Below are 25,256 nucleotides of genomic sequence, written 5' to 3'. Positions count from 1 at the left end.
ATTAGGTGATAAATAAATGAAAATTGATAAAATTCCAGAAACAATCGACCCAAATTTAAATTTAGAACAAATTCGAGATGAATGTCTTGAACTCGTCAAAAAACGCTCTTATGTTTCAGCAGGTGTTGCTGTCATTCCTGTGCCCTTTTTAGATGTTGTGATTGACGTAGGTATGTTGTCAATTTTAATTCCAGAAATTAATGCTCGCTTTGGCTTAGCTCCTGAACAAATCAGCGTTTTTGATCCTCAAACCAAAAAAATCCATTGGAACGAACTACGCAAACGCGGTTTCGAGTTTTCTGGTCTAGTCGTGGCTCGTACTGCCGCTAAAGCTTCGCTGAACAATATGGCAGCCAAAGTGTTGACCAAGCAAGTGACTAAGTTTATTCCATTGGGCGGTTCAATTATTGCAGCTAGCTTGGGTTATATTGTCATGAAAAAAGTGGCTGAGGCTCATGTTGAAGAAAGCTATAAACTTGCCAAAAGCATTCAACAAAAACAACAAGCAAATGTTGTGAAATACGCTTAACCCATAAAACCTTATACGTATAAATAAAGCCCTGTAAGGGCTTTATTTATACCTCTCACCAGCTCTAAACATCTACTTTTAATTGTTTCAAAATTGCCTTCAAAATTTCAAGGCGTGCAGTATATTTATCATTGGTAGCAATGATATACCACGGCGCATCTTCGGTATTTGTTCGGTGGAGCATGTCTGCTGCAGCCAATAAATAATCATCCCAACGTTTGCGATTACGCCAATCTTCAGCCGTAATTTTAAAACGCTTATGCGGTGTTTCCTCTCGTGCTTTGAAACGATTGGCTTGCTCTTCTTGACTGATGGCCAACCAAAACTTAATAACGACTGTTTGCGTATCTACTAGATCTTTTTCAAAGCGATTAATCTCATCATATGCACGTTTCCACTCCACATCCGTTGCAAAACCTTCAACTCTTTCCACCAATATACGACCATACCAAGAGCGATCGAAAATCGAGATTTTTTCATCTTCAAGCAGTTTATTCCAAAAACGCCAGAGATAAGGCCGCGCCAATTCATACTTTTCGGGCGCAGAAATGTTATAAATTCCATATTCTCTTGGATCGAGCTTTTTCACAATACGCTTGATCGCACCACCTTTACCTGCGGCATCCATCCCCTCAAAAACGATCACCGTTTTTTGTCCTTCTGCGCGTAATGCTTCAGCGACCTTCTTGGTCAGTTTCTTGAGTTCAGCCTTATACTGATCTTTTTCAAGTACTGCTTCATTGGGGGACGTTAAAATTTCTGGGATATCCGCTTGATGCCATTTTTGGCGCTTTTTTTGAGGATGATTTGGCAAATCTTTCAGTCGCGCTAATACAACTTCTGCGAATTTCTGATCACGACATACTTCATCTTCACAATCGATAATGACCCAGTCTTGGGTAAATTTTTGACGCAATCGTTGCACATTTTCATATTGTTTTTTATTGCGCCAATCCAGCCCATGCAATTTATGCCAACGCTGCTCCGAAGGTTCAATTTTATCTAAACGCTTCTGTAATGATTTCCACGATAAATCAAACCAAACTTTCACGACATCAACATGATTATTTTTTAAATCCTGCTCAAAGCTTTGCATTTGCTGCAAATAATTTTCGAACATGGTTTCATCAAATGGTTTTGAAACATGTAAGGATGTGGCTAAAAGATCACTATACCAATTTCCAAACATGACGATCATTTGTCCTTCAGCAGGAATATAACGTGCATAAGGTTGCCAATATGGGATATTCGGCTGAATAAGGTGAGGAGGGTCAGCTTTGACTTTCAAATATCGTGGATCAACCCATTCTCTTAATTGCTTAACCGATTCTCCTTTACCTGCTAACTCAATGCCACTTACCAACACCACTAAGCTTTTGGCATTTTTCTTACCACGTGTATCTTTGAGAGCATATTGCGCTTCAATTAAGTCTAAATTGATCTGATCTGCATCAAATATTTTGTTCTTATCTTCGGGTTGATCAGTATTTTTATCAAATTGTTGTTTTGGTTCAGACATAGCCCACTCAAAATTATTGTATTTTCGACAGTATACGCAAGGAACAGTATCAACTTAAATCTTCAGGTACAATTTATTGCAATTGTCTTTTCATCCATGACTGACCTGAAAGGTTTTATTTTAGATTTCAACAGTCATAGTCGAGCGCAATCCAACCTATTATGCTTTTTTCAGTCCTTTTAATTGAGCTAGAACATGTCCAAACTTGCTGCATTAGATCAACTTTTAGAACAATACAAACAACTCAATTATCATCAGGATCCGGCACTTAAACAAAGGTTAAATGATGCTCAAAATTGGCTAAAACAGCGCATACTTCACACACATGCTGAGTTATTCGCTGAAGACAAAAATAAGCTGATGGCTCAATATTTTATTAACCGTCTTTATGGTGGCCCTGAATTTGATGACCTAGCATTGCAAATCGAACGTTTACTAAAATACGCACACAAAGCTGAAAAAATCATTCCAGAAAATGCCATTAAAACTGGGTTAAAATCTGTAGGACTGGCGGTCTTGGCGATGCAACTGGATGAACAAGTTGCACAGTATTTACTCCAACATTATCCAAAAGACCAACCAATTACTGATGAAATGATGCGTGAAACTTTAGTGGCTTTAGATCAAGAGCAAGCGCGCCATGAACAACTCAATCTGTTGGATGAGCTCGGTCTGAGTCTGGACAAATACATGCGTTCATTCATCATGCACACAGCGTTTAAAATGTGTAAAGGTGCAGCAAGCAAATATAATTTTGAACTGATGTATGACTTTATTGGTGAAGGCTTTGTCGCTATGAAACCAATGAAATCGGCTGCGACCTTTATTCGGAGTTTTACAGAAAAAGAGCGAATCATTGTAAATAATGTCCACTCAGGGAAAGAAAATCCCTTCCAAATCGCTTAATTAGAAATCATTAGCAAAGATTCTGATCAGCCGAAAAAGCGTAAAAGCGTCTGGTCAGAATATCGAAAATAAAAGAACATCTTCTCATTTCATGGATGAAACTTCGATTTAATTCTGTATATTATTCATATCAATTGCATAATCTAGACTGAAAAAAACTGAAGAATCTGTCATTATGCAGTTTAATTCAGATTTAATATTATTTGTGTTCAGGAGTGACTCGAATGTCTAATGAAAATCAACAGCCTCATGCTCAGGTTGAGCCGGCAAATAATAAAGACAACGTGAGTCCTTTTTTAACAGATCCATTACCAACTGGCGCACCTCAAGGTCAGCAACAATCGCTACAAGAGCAACTGACAGATACGCCAGTACATTCTTCAGTGCCGAAATATAATTTGCCACGTGGTGCGAATACTGGAAACGTTGGACCAACGACACACTTCGGTTATAAAACCGTAAATTCTGAAGAGAAAGCGCAAAAAGTCGCTGAAGTTTTCCATTCAGTTGCCGCGAAATACGACATTATGAATGACTTAATGTCATTTGGTATTCATCGTTTGTGGAAACGTTTTGCCATTAATATGTCTGGCGTTCGCCGTGGGCAACGCGTTTTAGATATCGCTGGTGGTACTGGTGATTTAGCGAAAGTATTTAGCCGTGAAGTTGGTCCTACTGGGCATGTTGTATTATCTGATATTAATGAATCCATGCTGAATGTAGGTCGCGACCGTCTGATCGACGCGGGTTGTACCAACGTTGATTTTGTACTGGCGAATGCTGAAACCCTCGAGCCTTTCGAAGACAACAGTTTTGATTTACTCACCATCAGTTTTGGTCTACGTAATGTAACAGACAAAGATGCAGCGCTTGCAGCAATGTATCGTGTACTTAAACCAGGTGGTCGCTTACTTGTATTAGAGTTTTCAAAACCAGTCTTTGAGCCTTTCTCAAAACTCTATGATTTGTACTCATTCACTGCTTTACCAATCATGGGTAAAATTGTGGCAAATGATGCTGAAAGCTATAAATATCTTGCTGAATCAATTCGTATGCACCCAGACCAACGCACATTGAAAAGCATGATGGAAAATGCGGGCTTCCAAAACTGCGATTATCACAATTTAACAGGTGGTATTGTTGCAGTTCACCGTGGTTTTAAACTCTAACCACAGGTAGCACTTCGTCATGTGGTCAATCTTAGCACTGGGTGCAGTTGAAAAAACCATACATCATTGGATTAATTTGGATGCGATTACTCGTATCCAATTTAACCAATTACAAGGGAAAATCCTTCGTGTTGTGATTGATACACCACAGCTTTCCGTTGATGTGTTTTTTGATGAAAATAAAGTTCGTTTAGAACCAACAGTAACAGGTCATAGCACTCAACCCTCTATTTTCGAACAGCGGCCTTGGGAGCAAGCTCACACGATTACTGAAGCAGACTCCACATTGCATGTTAATAATGTGGTCGACTTGTGCAAACTATTTCTAGCAAATGACATTGGCAATATCCCCGTTCAAGGTGACTATCGCCTTCTGCAAGACATTCAAAAAATTATACAAAATGCTGAGCCAGACTTCGCTTCGCAATTGAGTGATTGGATCGGACCTAATCTTGCAAGTCAAATCGGCAAGGTTCAATTAGCACCACAACATTTAATTAAGTCACTTCAATCTCATCTTTTTTTTGCGGAAGACTTTTTAAAAGAAGATACCGGACTATTCGCACCACGTTGGCAAATGGACGATCTTCTCCATGGAACTCGCCAGCTTAATCAAGATATTGATCGACTAGAAGCAAAAATTCAGCTTTTAAAATCAAAATTTAACCCTTCGTAGATTTCAGGTAATTGCATATATGATTCCGCACATTAGACGTTTAATCGAACTTTGGCGTATAGCTGCGCACTATAGACTCGACACGTTGGTTCCTGCGGAAGATATTCCTGCAAAGGTTCGCCCCCTGCTGAATCTTATACGTTTGCATCCTGCTGCACTTTCTAGTCGAGAACGTAAAAATCCTTTAAAGCTTAAAGAAGCTTTAGAAGAAATGGGGCCACTCGCAATTAAATTAGGGCAGCTCCTCTCTACGCGTCGCGATCTAATTCCACCAGAAATATTACAACAATTGGTGTTATTACAAGATCGTGTTAAACCTTTCGATCTTGGAGTGGCTAAGCAAAGAATTCAAGATTCGCTTAAAGCAAATGTTTCCACATTATTTGCGCGCTTCGATGATAAGCCGCTAGCTGCTGCTTCAATTGCTCAAGTACATACCGCTGCTCTTCACGATGGGCGTGAAGTTGTCGTGAAAGTAACTCGCCCGAATATACGTGCTCAAATTATTCAAGATTTTGAAATTTTAGAATGGCTTGGTCACTATTTAGAAAAAAGGCTAGAAGCTGCCCGTGCTTTGCATCTATCAGAAATTATTCAAGATTATCGTCAAATCATTTTAAATGAACTCGACTTGACTCTTGAAGCCGAAAATACACGACGTATGCGCCATTATTTTACTGGCTCAAGCATGATGTATGTGCCTGAAGTGTATATGGATAGTCTGGATGTGATGGTGGCAGAGCGCATCACCGGTGTGCCTATATCAGATACTGCGACCTTTGATCGTTTAGGAATGAATCGTGCAGACTTAGCAGAAAAAGGCTTAACAATCTTCTTTACTCAAGTGTTTCGCGATAATTTTTTCCATGCAGATATGCATCCGGGTAATGTTTTCGTAGAAACGATTAATCCGCAAAACCCAAGATTTATTGCGCTCGATTGCGCCATCATGGGCGAGCTTTCCAAGCATGATCAAATGACGATAGCACGTATGTTGCTGGCAGTCATGAACAGTGATTTCATGCAATTGATTCAGATTGTGCATCAAGCAGGTTGGATTCCACCAGGCACGGATCAAGATGCTTTAGCACGTGAAATGCGTCGTACAGTAGGACCTATGGTTTCGAAACCGATGCATGAGTTAGATTTCGCAGGCATATTGATCCAAGTGATGGACATCGCTCGACGTTTTCATTTAGAAATCCCACCGCAACTGATGTTATTGCTTAAAACCTTAGTGCATGTTGAAGGCTTAGGTACAGACCTTTATCCTGAATTAGATATTTGGAAGTTAGCAAAGCCAATTCTAACGGATTGGGTTAAAGCCCAAATGAATCCTCAAAAAAATATTAAAGAATTAGGACAAAAAATTCCCGACTTATTATTAGGTGCTCAGGATTTACCAACTTTACTGATTGACAGTCTTAACGGTTTAAAAAATCAGTCTGCATGGCATGCTAAACAATTGAATGAACTTCAAACACTGCGCTTGCAAATGGAACATCAGCAAAAGCGTAGTTGGATTTTCGGAAGTGTAATCGCAATTTTGCTCTCAATCGCTGTGATTGCACCATGGTTCATCTCCATGATTTTAATTGTGTTGGCATCCTTCATTGCTATGTGGCGTATGGTGAAATAAGTTCACTATCTCATGTCAAAACTTACTACTTCAATAGGTTTTAGTCGCTGAATTGCTTATGATACAGATCCTCAAGACCACTCAACCTTGCTTGAATATTCATGTAGGTTATAAAGCAAAACAGGTCATTGAAGAACAAGGTTTACAAGCCAGTGCGGTTGATTTTGTTCCTGGAGCAGCAGGTGGTCCTAAAGGTATTGGAATTCAAGGATTGGACCAAGCTGTTTTTGGTGAGTTCTTTGCTCAAGCACCGAAAAAGCGAACTTTAATAGGCTCATCCATTGGGAGTTGGCGTTTTGCAAGTATTGCAGCGCATGGTGCACAAGCAGGCACATCCAAATTAGCAGACTTATATACCCATCTTGAATTTCGACCTAAGATGAATATTATTGAAGTTGGAGACGTCTGTCGCGGCATGCTTAAAGCCCTCCTTCAAGGTAAAACCAATCAAATTATTGATCATCCCGACTACCATTTGGCTATTTTGTCAGTAAAGTCATCGAAAAAATTTCAAAGTGATCATCCTCTTATGCTTGCCCGTGCAGTTGCTGGCATTATCGGTCTCAATACTTTTTCGAGAGCTAAAATTGGGCACTTCATGCAACGTACAATTGCCCAACCACACAACGCTTCACGACTTTCACTCATCAAAAATGAATTCGAACATCTTGATTATGCGTTGACTGAAAAAAATTTAGAAGATTGGTTAATGGCATCTGCATCCATTCCATTTTTGATGCCGGCGGTCAGAAATATCGAAGGTGCAGATGTCGCTGCTTATCGTGATGGCGGGCTAATCGATTATCATATTGATCTACCTTTACCGAGTCATGGGATTGTCCTCTACCCTCATTTTACAGATCAAATAACACCAGGTTGGTTCGATAAGTTCCTCAAAAAACGTAGATCTAATGCTGAATATCAAGCACGAACCGTATTGATTTCACCCTCTGAGTCTTATTTAAGATCACTTCCTTTAGGACGTCTTCCTGATCGCAAAGATTTCACACTGAAAGGGCTTGATCAAAAAAAACGAATCGAGCTTTGGAAACAGTCTGTAGCTGAAAGTCAACGATTAGGGGATGCATTCCTAGAAATGATCCATAAGCAAAACTTTGAAGAATACATGCAAGATCTTAAATAAATTAATTTCTACTCTCCCCTACAAAGATTTATTCGCTTAAACTAATGACCTACAATTTTGTAGTGTCTCATTTAATTCTGGTGAAATCCTTATGAACAATACGCAATGGCTCGATGAAGTAAAATTTAACGAACAAGGTTTAATCCCTGCCATTGCTCAGCATCATCAAACAGGTCGAGTGTTGATGGTGGCTTGGATGAATCGTGAGTCTTTGGCACTTACAGCAGAAAAAAGTCAAGCTGTTTACTACTCTCGTTCACGCAGCAAATTGTGGCATAAAGGCGAAGAATCAGGTCACTTCCAAACTGTGCATGAAATTCGTTTAGATTGTGATGCTGATGTGATCGTTCTTCAAATTGAGCAACATGGTGGCATTGCTTGCCATACGGGACGTGAATCATGTTTTTATCGCCGCTTAACATCAAACGGTTGGGAAATTGTAGACGCTCAATTGAAAGATCCGAACCAAATTTATGGCGAAAAGTCTGAGAATGCGCATAGTAAAGTGATGAATGCATCAACAGCTCAAGCTGAGCAAGTCGATGTATTACATTATCTTGGTCAAATGATGGCAGAACGTAAATCTGCAGATCCTGACTCTTCTTATGTGGCAAAGCTTTATCATAAAGGTCTCAATAAAATATTAGAAAAAATTGGTGAAGAAAGTTTTGAAACGGTAATTGCTGCTAAAGATTTCAAACAAGAAGCGACGCTGGATCACCAAAATGATTTAATTTATGAAGTTGCTGATGTTTGGTTCCATACCATAGTCATGCTGGGTTACTTCGATCTTGATATTCAACTCGTTTTAAATGAGCTTGCACGACGTCAGGGTCTATCAGGACTTGTTGAAAAAGCGAATCGCACGCATTAATTTACTCTTATAAAGCCATGTTCAAACATGGCTTTTTTATTTAATTCGGCTTTTTAAGTCGCCGAAGACTCCCCATCCAAAAAGAAGAAGATTGAACTCTCCCCTTTGTAAATTCTTGCTATACTCACTGATCATTTTAAAACCATTGAAGATTTATTAACCTGTGTCTGTCATTGTCAAACCCACCTTAGAACAAGAAATTGCGATTCAACAAGCGCAATCTGGTCAATCCTTCAAAGTGATTGCCTATGCAGGTACAGGTAAAACAACAACGCTTAAATTAGTCAGTGATGCGATGCAACAGCGTCGCGGTATGTATCTTGCCTTTAACAAAGCGATTGCCAGCGAGGCTCAACAAAAATTTCATCAGCGCGTGGATTGTCGTACATTCCACTCTTTAGCATTTCGAAGCGTTCCACGTGGAGTGACTGATAAACTTAGACTCCCACGCTTGAGCCCGAGCTTTATTGCCAAAGAATACCGTTTGCAACCCATCACATTACGCCGACTCATGGGGGGGCGTTACGAAAAATATGCGCTTATGCCTAGTCGTTTGGCGGGCTTAGTTGCAAATGCTGTCAGTTATTTCTGTTCAACAAGCTCGCAATATCCTGCACCCCGCCATATTCAAGCACCAAGTTGGCTACATGCTGACGATATTGCGGTATTACAGCAACACCTTTATCCTGCAGTCGAACGTCGTTGGTTAGAATCAATCGACCCTAATCATCAGGCTGGCATTGGGCATGACATCTATCTCAAATTATGGGCTTTATCAGATCCTTTTATACCCGCAGACTATGTATTATTTGATGAAGCACAGGATGCTGACCCCCTAATGCTGGGGATTTTACTCAAACAAAAAAGTACGCAAGTCATCTATGTCGGCGATGCACATCAACAAATTTATGCATGGCGTGGGGCAGTCAATGCGATGCAACAAATGCCTTTACCCGAATCGCGCCTAACCACTTCATTCCGTTTTGGTGATGATATCGCTGAAGTTGCTAATCACTTATTAGGCGCACTCAATGAGACTGTTCCGTTGATTGGCAACCCCGAACTCCAATCAAAAGTCGTCAACAAGCCTCATACCAAAATGCGAGATGCGATTTTGTGCCGTACTAACGCACGCGCGATGGAACTTTTACTCTCAGGATTAGTTCAAGGAGAAAAAGTGAGCCTGCAAGCCGATCATGCGAAATTAAATCGCTTTGTTGACGCTGCAAGCTTACTTAAACAAGGTAAAAGAGTAACAGACGTTCCAGAGTTAGCTTGGTTTAACTCTTGGCATGATGTGCATGAATATTGTGAAACAAATGATGGTAGTGACATCAAGCCTTTGGTTAAATTGGTCGATGAACATGGTACAGACCCACTCAAACGAGCACTTGCCAAAATCACACCCATTGAACAAGCGGACTATGTAATCTCAACCGCTCATAAAGCCAAAGGTTTAGAGTGGAATAGCGTGCATTTAGAAGATGATTACCAATTTAAAATTAATGGACTAGAACATAAAATTAGCGATGAAGAATTACGTTTACTTTATGTTGCATGCACACGAGCAAAAAGCAGCTTAAATATTCATCATATTTATGATTTAATACAACAACTCAAACTTAAATCCACGATTAAAACGAAAGCAACAGCATAATCCCCTACGATAAGTTGCAGGCAAAATATGAAAGTTCAATCTATTCAGTTACGTCACTGTTATCATTTTTCAGATATAAAAATTAAATTTGATCCAACTCAACGACCAATATCTATTATTTTAGGTGATCAGGCCTCCGGTAAAACTGCGATTATTAAAAATATTTATCAAGCTTTAACATGGTTTGCTGCACGTGCCAAAGATTTAAGAACCGCTGGTGTAGTTATGCTTGATTCTGATATTAAGCACAAACACATTCAAGCCAAAATAGATATTTGTGTTCAATATCCCATGGATATTGGATCTATTGAACAGGCTGCGACTGTGCAACACAATGAAGAGGGTTTGTGCGAATGGCAACTCTATAAAACATTAACCAGTAAAGGTGTAGGTCATAGTAAAGCGCTAACGACTCAATTAGAATCACTCGTTCATCTTTATCAACAAGCGATCAAACAAGATCCTGCTCAAGGCATGCCTATGGTGGCCTACTATCCTTCTGATCGCTTTATCAACGAAGTGAATTTACTAAGCAAAAATAATCCTGCTGTATTACAAACACATGCAGCCTACGAACTTGCAGCACTCCCTTATACAACCTTTGCTCGGTTCTTCGAATGGTTTCGTGAAATTAGCGACATCGAAAATGCACGATTAGCACAAGTTTTTCAAAAAATTCAAACCAATCAAAAATTATCCTCTCATCATGACCAAGAGGATTTAGTTGCAAAATTATTGAATCTTGAAGCAGAGATGCAACTACCATCACTCAAAGCACTCAAGAAAGCCATCCATACATTATTGCCATCGATCAGTGACATTTATATTGAATACACGCCCAAGATCCAATTGATGCTGGTACAAAATGGTCAAGAAATTCCTTTTTCGCAATTATCTAATTCGTATCGTCAATGGTTGTGTTTAGTGGGTGATATTGTTAGACGACTTTGTCTCCTCAATCCTCATAGTATTGACCCATGCCTTGATGGTGAAGGCATTCTATTAATTGACAATATTGATGCACAAGTGGATGAAGATTTTGTGCAAAACGTACTCAGCCGTTTGCATGAAGCATTCCCGCAAATTCAAATTATCGCATCCGCATGCTCTGAATTGATTTTAAACAATGAAGTAGATGTACAACATTTTAAATTAGAAAATCGAAAAATTGTTGAAATAGAACAAAACCAAATCAGGGAACAATATGATGAACTATTTGCTCAACTCATGGCTAATGATTTACAAGATGACCAAATCTCTGAAGTGAATCGACCTACTGATACGCTTGATGGCTTGCGTTTGTTTGAACACTTCAAAAATTTATCAGTGTCAGAAAAACAGCGCTTCATTGAGTATCTCCAAGCTGGAGATTTATCGAGTATTTCATCACCCTAATTGATTGGAAATAGATGAGTTAATCGGGTATGACTCACTCAATTTAAACAGAAATTTAAGCTTTTTTTCGCTATAATTCTGAATTGTGTAGCTAAAAAGTTTGATGTAATTTTATACATGTAATAAAATCTACTCATTCATTTTTTAATCAAAAAATGTCTATTTCTTTGCATTAGCTTTCCAAGTTGCGCAACACAACTTGTTTTTGTTTTTAAAATTCGTTCGGCTTTCAAAGTTTAAGTAGTTGGATGACTCTTTGCCATCCTCAAGCTTTTGAAAGATAAAACTCATCATAGGTTCCGGCCTACAACTCTATGGATACGAGTGTGCTACCGATTATTATATTGTTACCATTAATACTTGGCACTTTTCTTGTCCTCTGGCTGCAAAAAATCTCTCGCGGGGCGACAGCATTAGGGGCAATTGGAGTCAGCTTAACAAGTTTTATCTTGTTGCTGACTCAAGCCAAAGACGTCTTTCAAGGTCAAGTCATCTCTGAGCACTGGTCATGGTTACCACAGTTTGGTATCGACTTAAGCTTTAGACTTGATGCATTAGGCTTGATCTTCTCCCTCCTTATTACAGGGATTGGGACGCTCATTTATATTTATGCTTATTATTATTTAAATCATAAAAACTCTCTAAGTAAGTTATATTTCTTACTGATGCTGTTCATGGCCGCCATGCTCGGCATTTCACTTTCTAATAATTTACTTATTCTTCTTGTCTTTTGGGAAATGACCAGTATTTCGTCATTCCTTTTAGTGGGTTATTGGAGTAACTACGAAGCAGCACAGCGCGGCTCAAGAATGGCCTTAACCATCACGGGTATGGGTGGTTTAGCCATGCTCGGTGGTTTTATTCTATTAGGTCAAATCACTGGCACATATCAAATTGATCAAATCCTCAATATGACGACGCAGATTCAATCGAGTCATTTATTTGTGCCAGCCTTGCTACTTATTCTTTTAGGTGCATTCACCAAAAGTGCTCAATTTCCTTTCCATTTTTGGTTGCCAAATGCGATGGCTGCGCCGACACCTGTGTCAGCTTATTTGCATTCAGCGACAATGGTGAAAGCCGGGATTTTCTTACTTGCACGCTTAATGCCGATCTTTGTTGGTTCTGCCCTGTATCACAACCTTGTCACCTTTGTTGGTTTATTTACCTTATGTATGGCCGCGTTCTTTGCCATTTTTAAGGAAGATCTGAAAGGGTTACTCGCTTATTCCACCATTAGTCATTTAGGCTTGATCGTTTGCTTACTGGGAATTGGTTCACCACTCGCTGTGGCTGCAGCTATTTTTCACATCATTAACCATGCGACCTTTAAAGCTGCATTATTCATGATCGCTGGTATTATCGACCATGAAACAGGTACACGTGATTTACGAAAACTCAGTGGTGTATGGCAGTTACTTCCATTTACAGCCACTTTAACCATGATTACCGCTGCATCAATGGCTGGTGTACCACTGACCAATGGATTCTTATCTAAAGAAATGTTCTTTACTGAACTATTAGCGAATCTCTCGGGTGGTATAGGTGTCTTCGCAGCAATTATTGCAACACTCGCAGGTTTGTTTGCTGTCGCGTATTCCGTTCGTTTAGTTCATGGCGTATTTTTTGATGGTGATTTAGGCAAAGCGATTCCAAATAAAGATGCGCATGAACCACCAATTGGTATGCGTGCACCTGCAATTTTATTAGCTATATTATGTATTGCAGTGGGTCTATTACCAGCGCTCTTAGTAGGCGATATCGTTAATGCTGGTGCACGAGCAAGCACCAACCTTCCAGCTTTTGAAGGCGTACATCTAGCAATCTGGCATGGCTTTAATGTGCCTTTATTGATGAGTGCAATTGCACTGATTGGCGGTATTATTTTTTATTTTAGTCTTGCGAAGAACAGTAGAATTCGTGACATTGACCTTGATCCAATACTTGGCAAACTGCAAGGTAAAGTCCTGTTTGATCTCTTTCTAAAACATTTGCTCTTAAATTCGCGAAAATTAAAAAGAGCAACAGAAACAGGTTCTCTACAAAACTATTTATTGTGGATATTAATTTTTGCTGTTGCTTTAGTCTCTATGCCACTCATTGGTCAAGGTATTTATGCAGGTACACGTGAACTGACGCATGCACCATTGGTTGCAATCGTGCTTTGGTTATTATTGTTTTCAGCCTGCTGGATGATGCTTTGGTTTCACCATGAACGCATTAAAGCCGTTCTCATCAGTGGAGCCATCGGTCTTGTCGTGACGATGGTCTTTGTTACGATGTCAGCACCAGACCTCGCACTCACACAAATCACAGTCGATGTTGTCACAACTGTTTTACTTCTGATGAGTCTATCCCTCTTACCGCAACTTACACCTTATGAATCTTCACGCACTCGTCGTTGGAGAGATGCGGTGATTGCAATCATCGGAGGTCTAGGAATCGGTTGGATCACTTGGATGATTCTGACGCGTGATCACAATTCAATCTCATGGTTCTTTGTTCAACAATCTCTACCGCTCGGTGGTGGTTCAAATATTGTGAACGTGATTTTGGTCGATTTCCGTGGATTTGATACTTTCGGTGAAATTGCCGTTCTCGGTATTGCGGCGATTGGGACACTGTGTTTAATGGATGGAATGCGTGCTCATGGTACGACCATTACACAAGGCTTAACCTATCGCTTTAATCCATCACCGTTGATGTTCCGAATGACCGCATCTTGGGTCCTTCCGATTGCCTTAGTCGTCAGCTTATATATTTTCTTACGCGGACATAATCTTCCAGGTGGTGGATTTATCGCAGGTCTTATTACATCCATGGCGCTTGTGATTCAGTACATTGCGCTAGGTCAAGATCACACTGAACAACTCTTACGAGCAAAGTCTGGGCGTCTTTATGAAATTTGGATTGGTACTGGCCTAACCGTTGCTGGTTTGACTGGTGTCGCTGCGTGGTTCTGGGGTCGACCATTCCTGACCAGCGCTCATATTTATGTAGAGCCGATCATTCTCGGAAAAATGCATTTGCCATCTGCTGCAGCATTTGATGTTGGTGTCTATGTCACAGTCGTTGGTGCAACAATGCTCATGATTTCCGTTTTAGGCGACTCACGCAACTCAAGCATCACCGGCCCTGTACCGAAGGAGTAAAGAATGATTAGTTTAGAATTTTTACTCGCCTCCGCTATTGGATTATTGGTTGCCACTGGTATTTATCTGATTTTGCGTGCCCGTACTTTCCCTGTGGTATTAGGCTTGGCCATGATTGGCTATGCAGTGAATATGTTTTTATTCGCTATGGGGAGAATCCACCTCAATGCACCTGCTATTTTAACCAATGCCACTCAGGTTACAGATCCATTACCTCAAGCATTAGTTTTGACCGCAATTGTAATTGGTTTTGCAACCACTGCTTTTATCGTTCAACTGGCGCTAAGAAGTCGTTATGAATCTGGTACTGATCACGTCGACTCAAAAGAAGAGATTATTAATACAGACCCACGCGAGGATGAGCCTTAATGATGAATTTTTATGATTTATGGCTCACTCACTCGCCAATTTTAAGTATTTTAATTCCGACATTTACTGCATTTATTTTGGTGCTACTGGGTAACCCTGGTTCAGGGTCTTTAGCACATGACTGGCGTCAACCTTGGCGTCGTGGAATCAGTTTAACATCGGTTTTCCTTGGTTTAGTAACTGCAATTATCTACTTAATTCAGGCGAGCTCTGGTCAAATCTTTGTTTATAACTTAGGTGAGTGGTCTGCCCCTTTCGGTATTGTACTTGTACTAGATCGTTTGGCAGCTTTTATGCTCGTGCTCACCTATGCCCTTGCGACACCCATTATTTGGTTTGCAAGTAAAGAATGGGATGAACGTGGACGCTATTTCCATGCGATGAGCCATTTTTTACTCATGGGATTATGTGGAGCATTTCTAACAGGCGACTTATTTAACCTGTTTGTTTTCTTTGAAGTGCTGTTGATGGCTTCATATGTATTGCTTCTACATGGTCAAGGCAAAGCACGTTTCCAACTTGGTATTCACTATGTAACGATCAACCTATTAGCGTCTGCATTCTTTTTGATTGGCTTAGGGATGATTTATGGTAATACTGGTAGCCTGAATATGGCTGATGTGGGTCGAATTGTACGTACACTCGAAGGTGATCAGTACAATATGGCTGTTGCAGGCGGATTAATGCTGTTTGTAGTCTTTGGTATCAAGGCTGCAATCCTCCCTGTCGGACTATGGTTACCTAAAACTTATGCCGTCGCCACGACCCCTGTAGCCGCATTATTCACCATCATGACCAAAGTGGGGATCTATGCCATTTTACGTGTGAATGGAACCGTATTCACCGATGAGCTTTCACGAGAAATTCTCAGCACTTGGCTGCTTCCAATTGGTTTAATTACGACTATTTATGGTGTAATTGGTGCGATTGGTGCAGAGCGCATGCGTCGTTTTGTTGGCTTTATGATCCTATCGTCTATTGGAACGATTGCAATCGCACTTTCCCTGATGACAGCAGATGCTTGGGCAGCAGCGCTATATTACCTCGTGCATAGTACGATTATTGCCGCTGCATTCTACTTACTATGCGGTTGGATTACTTCACAACGTGGCGCATTTAAAGATCATCTAAAAATCGCACCAATCATGAAACAGCAGACGCTAGTTTCGATTTGCTTCTTCATTATTGCGCTCATGATGGCAGGTCTTCCACCTTTCAGTGGTTTTTTAGGTAAGATCTTTATTCTGCAAGCGGCTTCTGTATCTAGCTATCAATTGCTCATTATTATTGTCATTCTGATTGTGAGCTTGCTTAGTATCATTGCTTTTACGCGCTTAGGATTTGTCATTTTCTGGCGTTCTACAGCACCTGAAAACAATCCTAAAGAAGAAGCATATTTGGAATATCAAAAATTACCAAATCAGGCACCACCTCGTAATCACACCACGATTTATATTTTCCTGATTGGCCTTGTCGCTTATGTGGCATTCGCAAATCCAATTACTCAGTATATTCAATATACCGCAGTCCAACTGAATGATTCTGAGCAATATATTTCAGCTGTCCTGAAAAAAGATGAACAAGGCAAAGTGATTAGTGTGCAACAATTTGATCCAAATTATCTGCCAGAAACAAAATATGGCGGGGAATCTGCAGATCAAAATGCGCATTATATTCCACATATCGTAAGCGAGAAGGCACTCGAAGGAGAACATATCTCTGAGTACAAGCAACGTCAAATTAAAGAGCAAGAATTGAATCAGCTTCAGCCTGAAGAAGTTCAATCTAAACTTCAACCGATGGAGCAATAAATGAAACAACAAAGTTCTCTACTCGATCGAGTTTTCCCGCATCCATTTGTTTCTGTGATTGTGGGAATAAGTTGGCTAATGCTGGCACAAAGCGCTCAGTTTTTTGATATTTTAGTTGCCATTGTGATTGGTTTAGTCATCCCAAAATTGGTACAACCTTTTATCGTTCGCACACCCAATATTCATTGGGATTTAGCGTGCAAATTAATTTTGGTCGTACTTTGGGACATTATCATTAGTAATATCCGTGTCGCTAAGCAAGTGCTTGGACCAACTGACCGTCTACATCCCAAGTGGTATCGTGTTCCATTAGATACTGATCATGATCAGGTCAACAGCTTATTGGCAATGATCATTACGACTACACCTGGCACAGTGAGTGCTGGAATCGACCAAGAACGCGGTGACATTTTAGTTCATTCAATTAACTCAGATGATCCCGAAGCTGATATTTTGGAAATCAAACAACGCTATGAAGCACCACTTATGGCGATTTTCCATGTGAAACAAGGAGATTCAGCATGACGATCTTACTTTATGCATTGGGAATTAGTTTGATTGGCATTACGATTTCCATGTTGCTCTGCTTAATGCGTTTAGTCATTGGTCCTTCTATGGTAGATCGACTACTCGCACTAGATACTTTATTTCTGAATGCAACCTGCTTGGTCGTGGTACTTGGAATTTTTTGGGCAAGTACTTCATTGTTCGAAGGTGCATTGTTGGTGGCAATGCTTGGATTCGTATCCACAGCAGCATTGGCTCGTTATTTTACGACAGGCCATGTGGTGGACTAGGAGAACAATATGAATACTCAGCTCATCATGGAAATCTTAGTTTCATTCTTCCTTCTTATCGGTGCCTTCTTTACCCTTGTAGGTGGAATTGGAATCGTAAAGTTACCCGATCTGTTCATGCGTCTGCATGCACCTACAAAGTCGAGCACACTAGGCTTAGGTAGTTTTTTAATAGCAGCCATGATTTATTCAGCTTTTCATAGTCGCTTTGGGTTTGCTGAACTACTGATTACATTACTTGCCTTTATTACGGCACCTGTATCGGCAAATTTAATTGCACAAGCTGCATTACATTTACGTTTACGCTCTACATCAGGCGATGTCCCCGAAGCACTAGACCGCCCTCTCCCTTGGCAGCGCCAAAGAAGAATGCGTCAGTTTAATCAAGACTCATCTAAGTAATAAAAAACCTAGCTTTCGCTAGGTTTTTTTTGTTAGCTATACAGTACAGGTTGGGGATGCTCTTGGAAGCCTTCCACTTGATATTCTTCAGCTAATTTTGCCTTCCAATGATTCACGATATCCGTATAGTCAATTTCAGAAGGATGAAAATCTTCTTTGTAATATGATAAATATTCTGGAATTAGCTCGATCATCATTTTAGAAATTAAGTAAATACCATATAAGTTTCCACTGACCTTCGGTAAGCTTTTTCGACGATCTTGCCAAAATAATCGAGTTGCTGAATAAAATGTAAGACTCGCAAAACCTGTGGTTACGCTACGCATAATATTGCGGCGCACTTTGGTATCTTTATATACCGCTTGGTAGACATCAAATGCAACTGCTCGATGCTCGATTTCCTCAATTGCATGCCACACCCAAAGCTTAGTTGCATCTTCATCTAAGGTCGACAGCACTTCAGGATGACGAAGAATATAACCACCCAATAACGCTGTAAAATGCTCAAAAGCACAGGTAATTGCTAACTGCAATTTTGGATGGGTAGTACGAATAAATTCATCGCGTCGCGCTAACCATGCTTGAAAGTTATCAAGTTGATAATCATCACGGCGCCAAGCGTCATTAAATTCCGCATGTGCTTTTGAATGCATCGCTTCTTGACCAATAAATGCTGCAATCTGCGCTTGTAATTTTTCATCTTTCACTTTATCTCGTACATTACGAACACTATGAACAAAGAATTGTTCACCAATTGGAAAGGTAGAAGAAAGTGCCGTCAACAAGTGTGACATGACAGGAGAATTCGCGAAAAAATGGCGTCGTATGGCTTTAGGATTATAATTTAAACGTCGTATGGTAATCCCAATCGCTTTTGGACGATTTAAATAAGATTTATCTTTGGCGATTTGTGTAGTTGTCATTTTAGAGCCTATATGGATATAGCATTTCTTATTCATACTGTCAGAATAAATCAGATTTAATATTGCAAAAATAACCACACAGACAAATAAATTATATTTTTTGCCAATAAAGTCGCAAATTAAATTACAACTCCATTCTCTTTTTTAATTTAATTACATGATTCTTAAGATAGTTCTTGAATTGGATACTTTTGAATATTCAACAAGAGATTGTCAAACAAGTCATGCATATAAATGAAAAATCCTACCGAAGTAGGATTTTTTGTAAGGCATGTTTTCGTTTAAACATCAAGATAATCTAAAATACCTTCAGCAGCCTGACGTCCTTCCCAAATCGCAGTTACGACCAAGTCAGAACCACGCACCATATCTCCACCGGCAAAGATTTTCGGATTAGAAGTTTGGAACTTGTATTGTTGATGCTCAGGAGCAACGACACGACCTGAACCATCTAAATTAATACTTACATCATTAAACCATTCTGCAGGGCTTGTACGGAAACCAAAGGCCAACAGCACTGCATCAGCAGGTAAGATTTCCTCTGAACCTGGGATCGGTTCAGGACTGCGACGACCACGACTATCAGGCTCACTGAGTTGAGTCGTCACAAATTTAACACCTGTGACCTTTCCATTCTCACCCACGATTTCGATCGGCTGACGATTGAACTGAAATTCAACACCTTCTTCTCGCGCATTTTTAACTTCACGGCGTGAACCTGGCATGTTTTCTTCATCGCGGCGGTATGCACAAGTGACAGATGTTGCACCTTGGCGGATTGAAGTACGGTTACAATCCATAGCAGTATCACCGCCACCGAGTACAATAACTTTCTTACCTTCCACACTGATAAATTCTGAAGGATCTTTTTCCCAACCTTGGCAACGATTCACATTGGCAATTAAGAAATCAAGGGCATCATAAACACCTTCCAAATCTTCACCTGCGAAACCACCTTTCATGTATGTGTATGTTCCCATACCCATGAAGACAGCGTCATAATCAGCAAGCAATTGATCAATGGTGATGTCTGTGCCAATTTCTGTATTTAAACGGAATTCAATCCCCATGCCTGTAAAGATTTCACGACGACGTTTCATCACGTCCTTTTCCATCTTAAACTCAGGGATACCAAAGGTCAGCAAACCACCTATTTCTGGGCGCTTATCAAATACGACAGGTTTAACACCATTGCGCACCAAAATGTCCGCACAACCTAGACCTGCAGGGCCTGCACCAATAATCGCGACTTTTTTATCTGTCCATTTGACATGAGACATGTCAGGACGCCAGCCCAATGCAAATGCCGTATCATTAATATACTTTTCAGCATTTCCAATGGTCACCGCACCAAACCCATCATTTAGTGTACATGCACCTTCACACAAACGGTCTTGAGGACAAACTCGACCACACACCTCCGGTAGTGTATTAGTTTGGTGGCAAAGCTCTGCTGCTTGAAAAATACGACCTTCAGCAATCAGTTTTAACCAGTTTGGAATATAGTTATGTACTGGACATTTCCATTCACAGTAAGGGTTACCACAACCTAAACAGCGATGTGTTTGGTTTTTCGCAACTTCGGCTGTAAAAGGTTTATAAATTTCCACAAACTCAGCTTTGCGGACGTTGAGATCTTTTTTCTCTGGATCTTGGCGTGCGACATCCAGGAATTGAAAGTCATTATTAAGGCGTTCTGCCATGTCTCTCTCCGTGGGTAGATGCAGTCTGTTGTTAGTTCAGCTGCATCTGCCTATATATCTGCAGTAGTGGAATTATTGAGGATCAGCTTGAGTTGTTTTTAATAAAGTCTGCAAGTTTGCAGCTTTCGGTTTCACCAACCAGAATTTACGGCTGTAGAAATCAAACTCATTACGGATCTTATACGCCCAAGCACTGCCAGTTTCCTTAATATGCTCATCTAAAATGCGGCTTAAGAACTCTTTATGTTCTTCCATTGATTCGGTCGAAATACGATTAAGCTCGATCAACTCGTGGTTATAATGATCAACAAAGTCATTATCTAAATCAAGTACATAAGCAAAACCACCTGTCATACCTGCACCGAAGTTATGACCAACTTTACCCAGTACCGTCACAATACCACCTGTCATGTATTCACAGCAGTGATCGCCTGCACCCTCAATCACCGCGAACGCACCTGAGTTACGAACAGCAAAACGTTCACCAGCTGTACCTGCAGCAAATAATTTACCGCCTGTTGCACCATATAAACATGTGTTACCAATGATCGCTGTTTCTTGTGTTTGGAATGGAGAACCCTTCGGTGGGAAAATTGAGATACGACCACCCGCCATACCTTTACCCACATAGTCATTCGCATCACCCTCAAGCTTGATATGCAGACCACCCGCATTCCATACACCAAGTGATTGTCCAGCAGTACCTGTCAAATTCACTTTAACAGGGTGTGCTTCCATACTTAAATTACCATAGCGACGAGCGATCTCACCTGAAACACGTGCCCCAATAGAACGGTCACAGTTACCAATACTAAAACTGTATTCACCACCTGTACCAGCTTCAATCGCAGGCAATATTTCTGCGATCATAGACTCAGCCAAAACACCTTTATCAAATGGTGCATTTCCTTCGACTTCGCAATATTGAGCTTTGCCTTCAGCAGCTGGATGTGATTCAAGTAAAGCACTTAAATCTAGGTGAGCATGCTTATCTGTTTCGCCAGGTAGCATTTCTAGTAAATCGGTACGACCAATCAAGTCTTTCAAACTTGATACACCTAATGCAGCCAACCACTCACGTGTTTCTTCAGCAATAAAGGTGAAGAAGTTAATGAGCATTTGTGGTTCACCGATATAGTGCTCTTGACGCAAATGATCTTGCTGAGTCGCTACACCAGTCGCACAGTTATTTAAGTGGCAGATACGGAGGTATTTACAACCCAACGCAATCATTGGTGTAGAACCAAAACCGAAGCTTTCCGCACCTAAAATAGCTGCTTTCACGACATCTAGACCCGTTTTTAAACCACCATCCGTTTGAACGCGAACTTTACCACGCAAATCATTTACACGAAGGGCTTGATGCGCTTCAGAAAGACCAAGCTCCCATGGCGAACCCGCATGATGAATTGAAGACAATGGCGATGCTGCTGTACCACCGTCATAACCAGAGATGGTAATAAAGTCAGCATAGGCTTTTGCAACACCCGCAGCAATCGTACCCACACCTGGCTCGGATACCAGTTTTACAGAGACCATCGCTTGAGGGTTAACTTGTTTTAAATCAAAAATTAACTGCGATAAATCTTCGATTGAATAAATATCGTGGTGCGGTGGTGGAGAAATTAATGTCACACCCGGTACAGAGTAGCGTAAACGTGCAATTAAGCCATTCACTTTACCACCTGGCAACTGACCACCTTCACCCGGTTTTGCACCTTGTGCCACTTTAATTTGCAGTACTTCTGCAGAAGTTAAGTAAGCAGGCGTTACACCAAAACGACCTGATGCGATTTGTTTGATTTTTGAGTTCCGGATTGTGCCGTAACGCGCTGGATCTTCACCACCCTCACCTGAGTTCGAACGACCACCAATTGTATTCATTGCAATGGCAATCGCTTCATGTGCTTCTGGTGATAATGCCCCTAAAGACATCCCTGCAGAGTCAAAACGCGGAAGAATCGCTTCTACAGATTCAACTTGATCCAGTGGAATTGAATTTTCTGTTTTGAGTTTAAATAAATCACGAATGGTTGCCACTGGACGATTATTTACAAGCTCAGCATATTCTTTGAAATCTTCATATTTCCCAGAACGTACAGATTTATGTAGAGCATTAATTACATCAGGATTAAAAGCGTGATATTCCTTATCAAATACAAATTTCAGCAAACCACCTTGCTCAATTGGCTTACGTGATTTCCAAGCGGTTTCTGCTAATTTTTTCAAATCATTTTCAAGATCAACAAAAGTCGCACCTTTAATACGGCTTGGAACACCTGTGAAGCATTTATTAACAACTTCTTCAGATAAACCGACAGCTTCAAATAACTGCCCACCACGATATGAAGCAACAGTCGAAATACCCATTTTTGAAAGGACTTTCAGCAATCCTTTTTCAATCCCTTTACGGAAATTCGCTTGTGCATGAATCGGATCACCTAACAACTCACCTTTCGCAATTAAATCATTAATGACGTCATATGCAAGATATGGGTAAATTGCTGTTGCGCCAAAGCCAAGCATTACGGCAAACTGATGTGGATCACGCGCTAAAGCTGTTTCAACAATAATGTTTGCATCTGTACGTAAACCTGCATGGATGAGGTAATGGTGGATAGCACCCGTTACCATCGCTGCATTGGCTGGTAAGAACCCTTCACGGATTTTCTTATCGGAAATCACCAATAGGGTTTTGCCATCACGAATTGCTTGCGCTGCTTCTTCACAAATACGTGTAATCGCGGCTTCTAGACCTTCAGTCTCTGCATAGTTTAGATCAATATCTGCAATCTCATAGCCCTTACGACCTAAAGTGCGAATTTGATGCATTTTAGAGTTTGACAGTACAGGACTTGAAATAATTAATCGATCCGCATGCTCTGGACCTTGTTCAAATACATTTTGTTCACGACCCAAACATGTTTCTAAAGACATTACGATCGATTCACGTAATGGATCGATTGGTGGGTTAGTTACTTGAGCAAACTGTTGACGGAAGTAATCTGTTACATGGCGTACTTGACGAGACAATACTGCCATCGGCGTATCATCGCCCATCGAACCTACTGCTTCTTGACCACTTTCAGCGATTGGACGTAATAACTGATCTCGCTCTTCAAATGTCACCATAAACATTTTTTGCGCTGCTTTTAAAGCATCGCCTTTTAAGCCTTGATCACATAGATATTCTTCTAGCTCTGGGCTGCCTTGGATACGCACTGAATTTTCACGCAACCATTGACGATAAGGACGCATTTTTTTCAGATGATTACTGACGTCTTTAGTATCCAGCAATTTGCCAGTGAAAGTGTCAATGACTAAGATCTGACCTGGTCCAACACGACCTTTAGATACTACGTCTTCTGGTTCATAACCCCAGACACCAATTTCTGATGCAAGTGTGATGTAACCATTCTTAGTAATTACCCAACGTGCAGGACGTAAGCCATTACGGTCAAGCATACAAATCGCATGACGACCATCTTGAATCACAAGACCTGCTGGCCCGTCCCATGCTTCCATATGTTTAGAGTTGAACTCATAGAATGCACGTAAATCAGCATCTAAAGTTTCAACGTTTTGCCATGCTGGTGGAACGAGCATGCGTAGTGCACGGAATAAATCCATACCTCCACCAACCAAGATCTCGAGCATGTTGTCTAAACTTGAAGAGTCAGAGCCAGTACGGTTTACGATTGGGTTGAGCTCAGTTAAACCAGGCAAGAGCGGGTTTTCAAACTTTGGTGTACGTGCCATCGCCCAGTTACGGTTTGCTGTAATGGTATTAATTTCACCATTGTGCGCTAAGTAACGGAAAGGTTGTGCCAATGGCCAACGTGGCAATGTATTGGTTGAGAAACGCTGATGGAACACTACAATGTGTGATTCCAAACGTGGATCAGCTAAATCTGTATAAAAATCTGCAATCGCTTCAGGCATCATTAAGCCTTTATAAGAGATCACAGTTGAACAAAGTGTTGTAACGTAGAATGAACTATCTTGACTTAATTTTTGTTCAGCACGACGTCGAGCCAAGAATAACTTACGATTAAACTCAACTTCTTCAACACCCATTGGACAGTTAACAATTACTTGTTCAAAAGCTGGCAAAGACTGCATCGCAATTGAGCCTAATGCTTCATTATTGGTTGGCACTAAGCGCCATGCAATTACACGCAAACCTTCTGATTCAATTTCTTTAGTCAGCACTTGTTTTGCATGTGCAGCAATTGCAGGATCTAGGCTAAGAAAAACTGTACCTACTGCAAAAATTTCACTGAGTGTAATATCACTTAAACGTTTTGCTTCTTCACGGAAGAATTGCTTAGGCATAGCCAACAGTAGACCACATCCATCACCCGTCTTACCATCTGCAGCAATACCACCGCGGTGCGTCATACAACTTAAACTATGAATCGCGGTCTTGACCAAGTCATGACTCGCATCACCTTGCATATGGGCGATTAATCCGAAACCACAGTTATCTTTAAACTCATCCGGTTGGTATAGACCTTTAGCGGGAGCTACAGTATTAGGCGATGGCATGTGCATAGCGTACCCTTCTTCAACATGGCCCTCATTGGGCAAA

At 40.7% G+C, this 25,256-nt stretch carries 19 protein-coding genes; 15 read left to right on the top strand and 4 right to left on the bottom strand.

The features are described from left to right. Nucleotides 1-16: 16 nt before the first annotated feature. Nucleotides 17-529, top strand: a complete 513-nt coding sequence (locus FTV32_RS05775) for a hypothetical protein (protein ID WP_035264037.1) — start codon at nt 17-19, stop codon at nt 527-529. Nucleotides 530-593: 64 nt separating this feature from the next. Here FTV32_RS05775 and FTV32_RS05770 read toward each other — a convergent pair whose 3' ends face one another. After that, nucleotides 594-2,048 (bottom strand): phosphate--AMP phosphotransferase, encoded by a 1,455-nt coding sequence (locus FTV32_RS05770; protein ID WP_051586494.1) that lies wholly within the window; start codon nt 2,046-2,048, stop codon nt 594-596. Between the two features lie 195 nt (nt 2,049-2,243). Here FTV32_RS05770 and FTV32_RS05765 point away from each other — a divergent pair, with 195 nt between their 5' ends. The 14 genes from FTV32_RS05765 to FTV32_RS05700 all read left to right on the top strand — a co-directional run bounded on the left by FTV32_RS05765 (nt 2,244) and on the right by FTV32_RS05700 (nt 18,039). After that, on the top strand, nt 2,244-2,954 hold the full coding sequence (locus tag FTV32_RS05765) for a hypothetical protein (protein WP_035264035.1): 711 nt from the start codon (nt 2,244-2,246) through the stop codon (nt 2,952-2,954). A gap of 224 nt (nt 2,955-3,178) precedes the next feature. Next, entirely contained in the window at nt 3,179-4,123 is a 945-nt protein-coding gene (gene ubiE, locus FTV32_RS05760) for a bifunctional demethylmenaquinone methyltransferase/2-methoxy-6-polyprenyl-1,4-benzoquinol methylase UbiE (protein WP_035264034.1), read from the top strand. A gap of 19 nt (nt 4,124-4,142) precedes the next feature. Continuing rightward, nucleotides 4,143-4,799, top strand: a complete 657-nt coding sequence (locus FTV32_RS05755; RefSeq protein ID WP_035264026.1) for an SCP2 domain-containing protein — start codon at nt 4,143-4,145, stop codon at nt 4,797-4,799. A gap of 19 nt (nt 4,800-4,818) precedes the next feature. Then, nucleotides 4,819-6,438, top strand: coding sequence for an AarF/ABC1/UbiB kinase family protein (locus FTV32_RS05750; protein WP_035264024.1), 1,620 nt, complete (start codon nt 4,819-4,821; stop codon nt 6,436-6,438). Between the two features lie 58 nt (nt 6,439-6,496). Further along, nucleotides 6,497-7,582 (top strand): patatin-like phospholipase family protein, encoded by a 1,086-nt coding sequence (locus tag FTV32_RS05745; protein WP_035264022.1) that lies wholly within the window; start codon nt 6,497-6,499, stop codon nt 7,580-7,582. Nucleotides 7,583-7,673: 91 nt separating this feature from the next. After that, nucleotides 7,674-8,456 (top strand): bifunctional phosphoribosyl-AMP cyclohydrolase/phosphoribosyl-ATP diphosphatase HisIE, encoded by a 783-nt coding sequence (gene hisIE / locus FTV32_RS05740; RefSeq protein WP_035264019.1) that lies wholly within the window; start codon nt 7,674-7,676, stop codon nt 8,454-8,456. 163 nt (nt 8,457-8,619) lie between these two features. After that, nucleotides 8,620-10,113: a UvrD-helicase domain-containing protein gene (locus tag FTV32_RS05735; RefSeq protein ID WP_035264016.1), complete on the top strand. Its 1,494-nt coding sequence runs from the start codon at nt 8,620-8,622 to the stop codon at nt 10,111-10,113. Between the two features lie 27 nt (nt 10,114-10,140). After that, on the top strand, nt 10,141-11,508 hold the full coding sequence (locus FTV32_RS05730) for an AAA family ATPase (protein ID WP_035264013.1): 1,368 nt from the start codon (nt 10,141-10,143) through the stop codon (nt 11,506-11,508). A 314-nt stretch (nt 11,509-11,822) separates the two neighbouring features. Next, the gene (locus FTV32_RS05725; RefSeq protein ID WP_035264010.1) at nt 11,823-14,660 is read left to right on the top strand and encodes a monovalent cation/H+ antiporter subunit A; all 2,838 of its coding nucleotides are present in this window, start codon (nt 11,823-11,825) and stop codon (nt 14,658-14,660) included. A gap of 3 nt (nt 14,661-14,663) precedes the next feature. Then, nucleotides 14,664-15,029 (top strand): Na+/H+ antiporter subunit C, encoded by a 366-nt coding sequence (locus FTV32_RS05720; protein WP_035264007.1) that lies wholly within the window; start codon nt 14,664-14,666, stop codon nt 15,027-15,029. Further along, nucleotides 15,029-16,840 carry a monovalent cation/H+ antiporter subunit D gene (locus FTV32_RS05715; RefSeq protein WP_035264005.1) on the top strand — a complete coding sequence of 604 codons (1,812 nt, stop codon included), beginning with the start codon at nt 15,029-15,031 and terminating at the stop codon, nt 16,838-16,840. Before FTV32_RS05720 ends, FTV32_RS05715 begins: the two co-directional genes overlap by 1 nt. Continuing rightward, nucleotides 16,841-17,365 (top strand): Na+/H+ antiporter subunit E, encoded by a 525-nt coding sequence (locus FTV32_RS05710; RefSeq protein ID WP_035264002.1) that lies wholly within the window; start codon nt 16,841-16,843, stop codon nt 17,363-17,365. Beyond that, nucleotides 17,362-17,637: a monovalent cation/H+ antiporter subunit F gene (locus FTV32_RS05705; protein ID WP_035263999.1), complete on the top strand. Its 276-nt coding sequence runs from the start codon at nt 17,362-17,364 to the stop codon at nt 17,635-17,637. Before FTV32_RS05710 ends, FTV32_RS05705 begins: the two co-directional genes overlap by 4 nt. A 9-nt stretch (nt 17,638-17,646) precedes the next feature. Beyond that, complete coding sequence (locus tag FTV32_RS05700) at nt 17,647-18,039, top strand: Na+/H+ antiporter subunit G (protein WP_035263996.1); 393 nt, start codon at nt 17,647-17,649, stop codon at nt 18,037-18,039. A gap of 32 nt (nt 18,040-18,071) precedes the next feature. Here the strand turns inward: FTV32_RS05700 and FTV32_RS05695 are convergent, their stop codons facing one another. From FTV32_RS05695 to gltB, 3 genes are all read right to left on the bottom strand, one after another. Beyond that, nucleotides 18,072-18,962 (bottom strand): metal-dependent hydrolase, encoded by an 891-nt coding sequence (locus FTV32_RS05695; protein ID WP_035263995.1) that lies wholly within the window; start codon nt 18,960-18,962, stop codon nt 18,072-18,074. Nucleotides 18,963-19,243: 281 nt separating this feature from the next. Continuing rightward, nucleotides 19,244-20,665 carry an FAD-dependent oxidoreductase gene (locus FTV32_RS05690; RefSeq protein WP_035263992.1) on the bottom strand — a complete coding sequence of 474 codons (1,422 nt, stop codon included), beginning with the start codon at nt 20,663-20,665 and terminating at the stop codon, nt 19,244-19,246. Between the two features lie 72 nt (nt 20,666-20,737). After that, entirely contained in the window at nt 20,738-25,213 is a 4,476-nt protein-coding gene (gene gltB / locus FTV32_RS05685; RefSeq protein ID WP_171076729.1) for a glutamate synthase large subunit, read from the bottom strand. Nucleotides 25,214-25,256: the final 43 nt, after the last annotated feature.

It is taken from the genome of Acinetobacter sp. YH16032 (genome assembly GCF_013417345.1).
Classification (GTDB): domain Bacteria; phylum Pseudomonadota; class Gammaproteobacteria; order Pseudomonadales; family Moraxellaceae; genus Acinetobacter.
The sequence above is the reverse complement of the archived record's forward strand: the minus strand, read 5'-3'. Positions and strand labels throughout refer to the sequence as shown.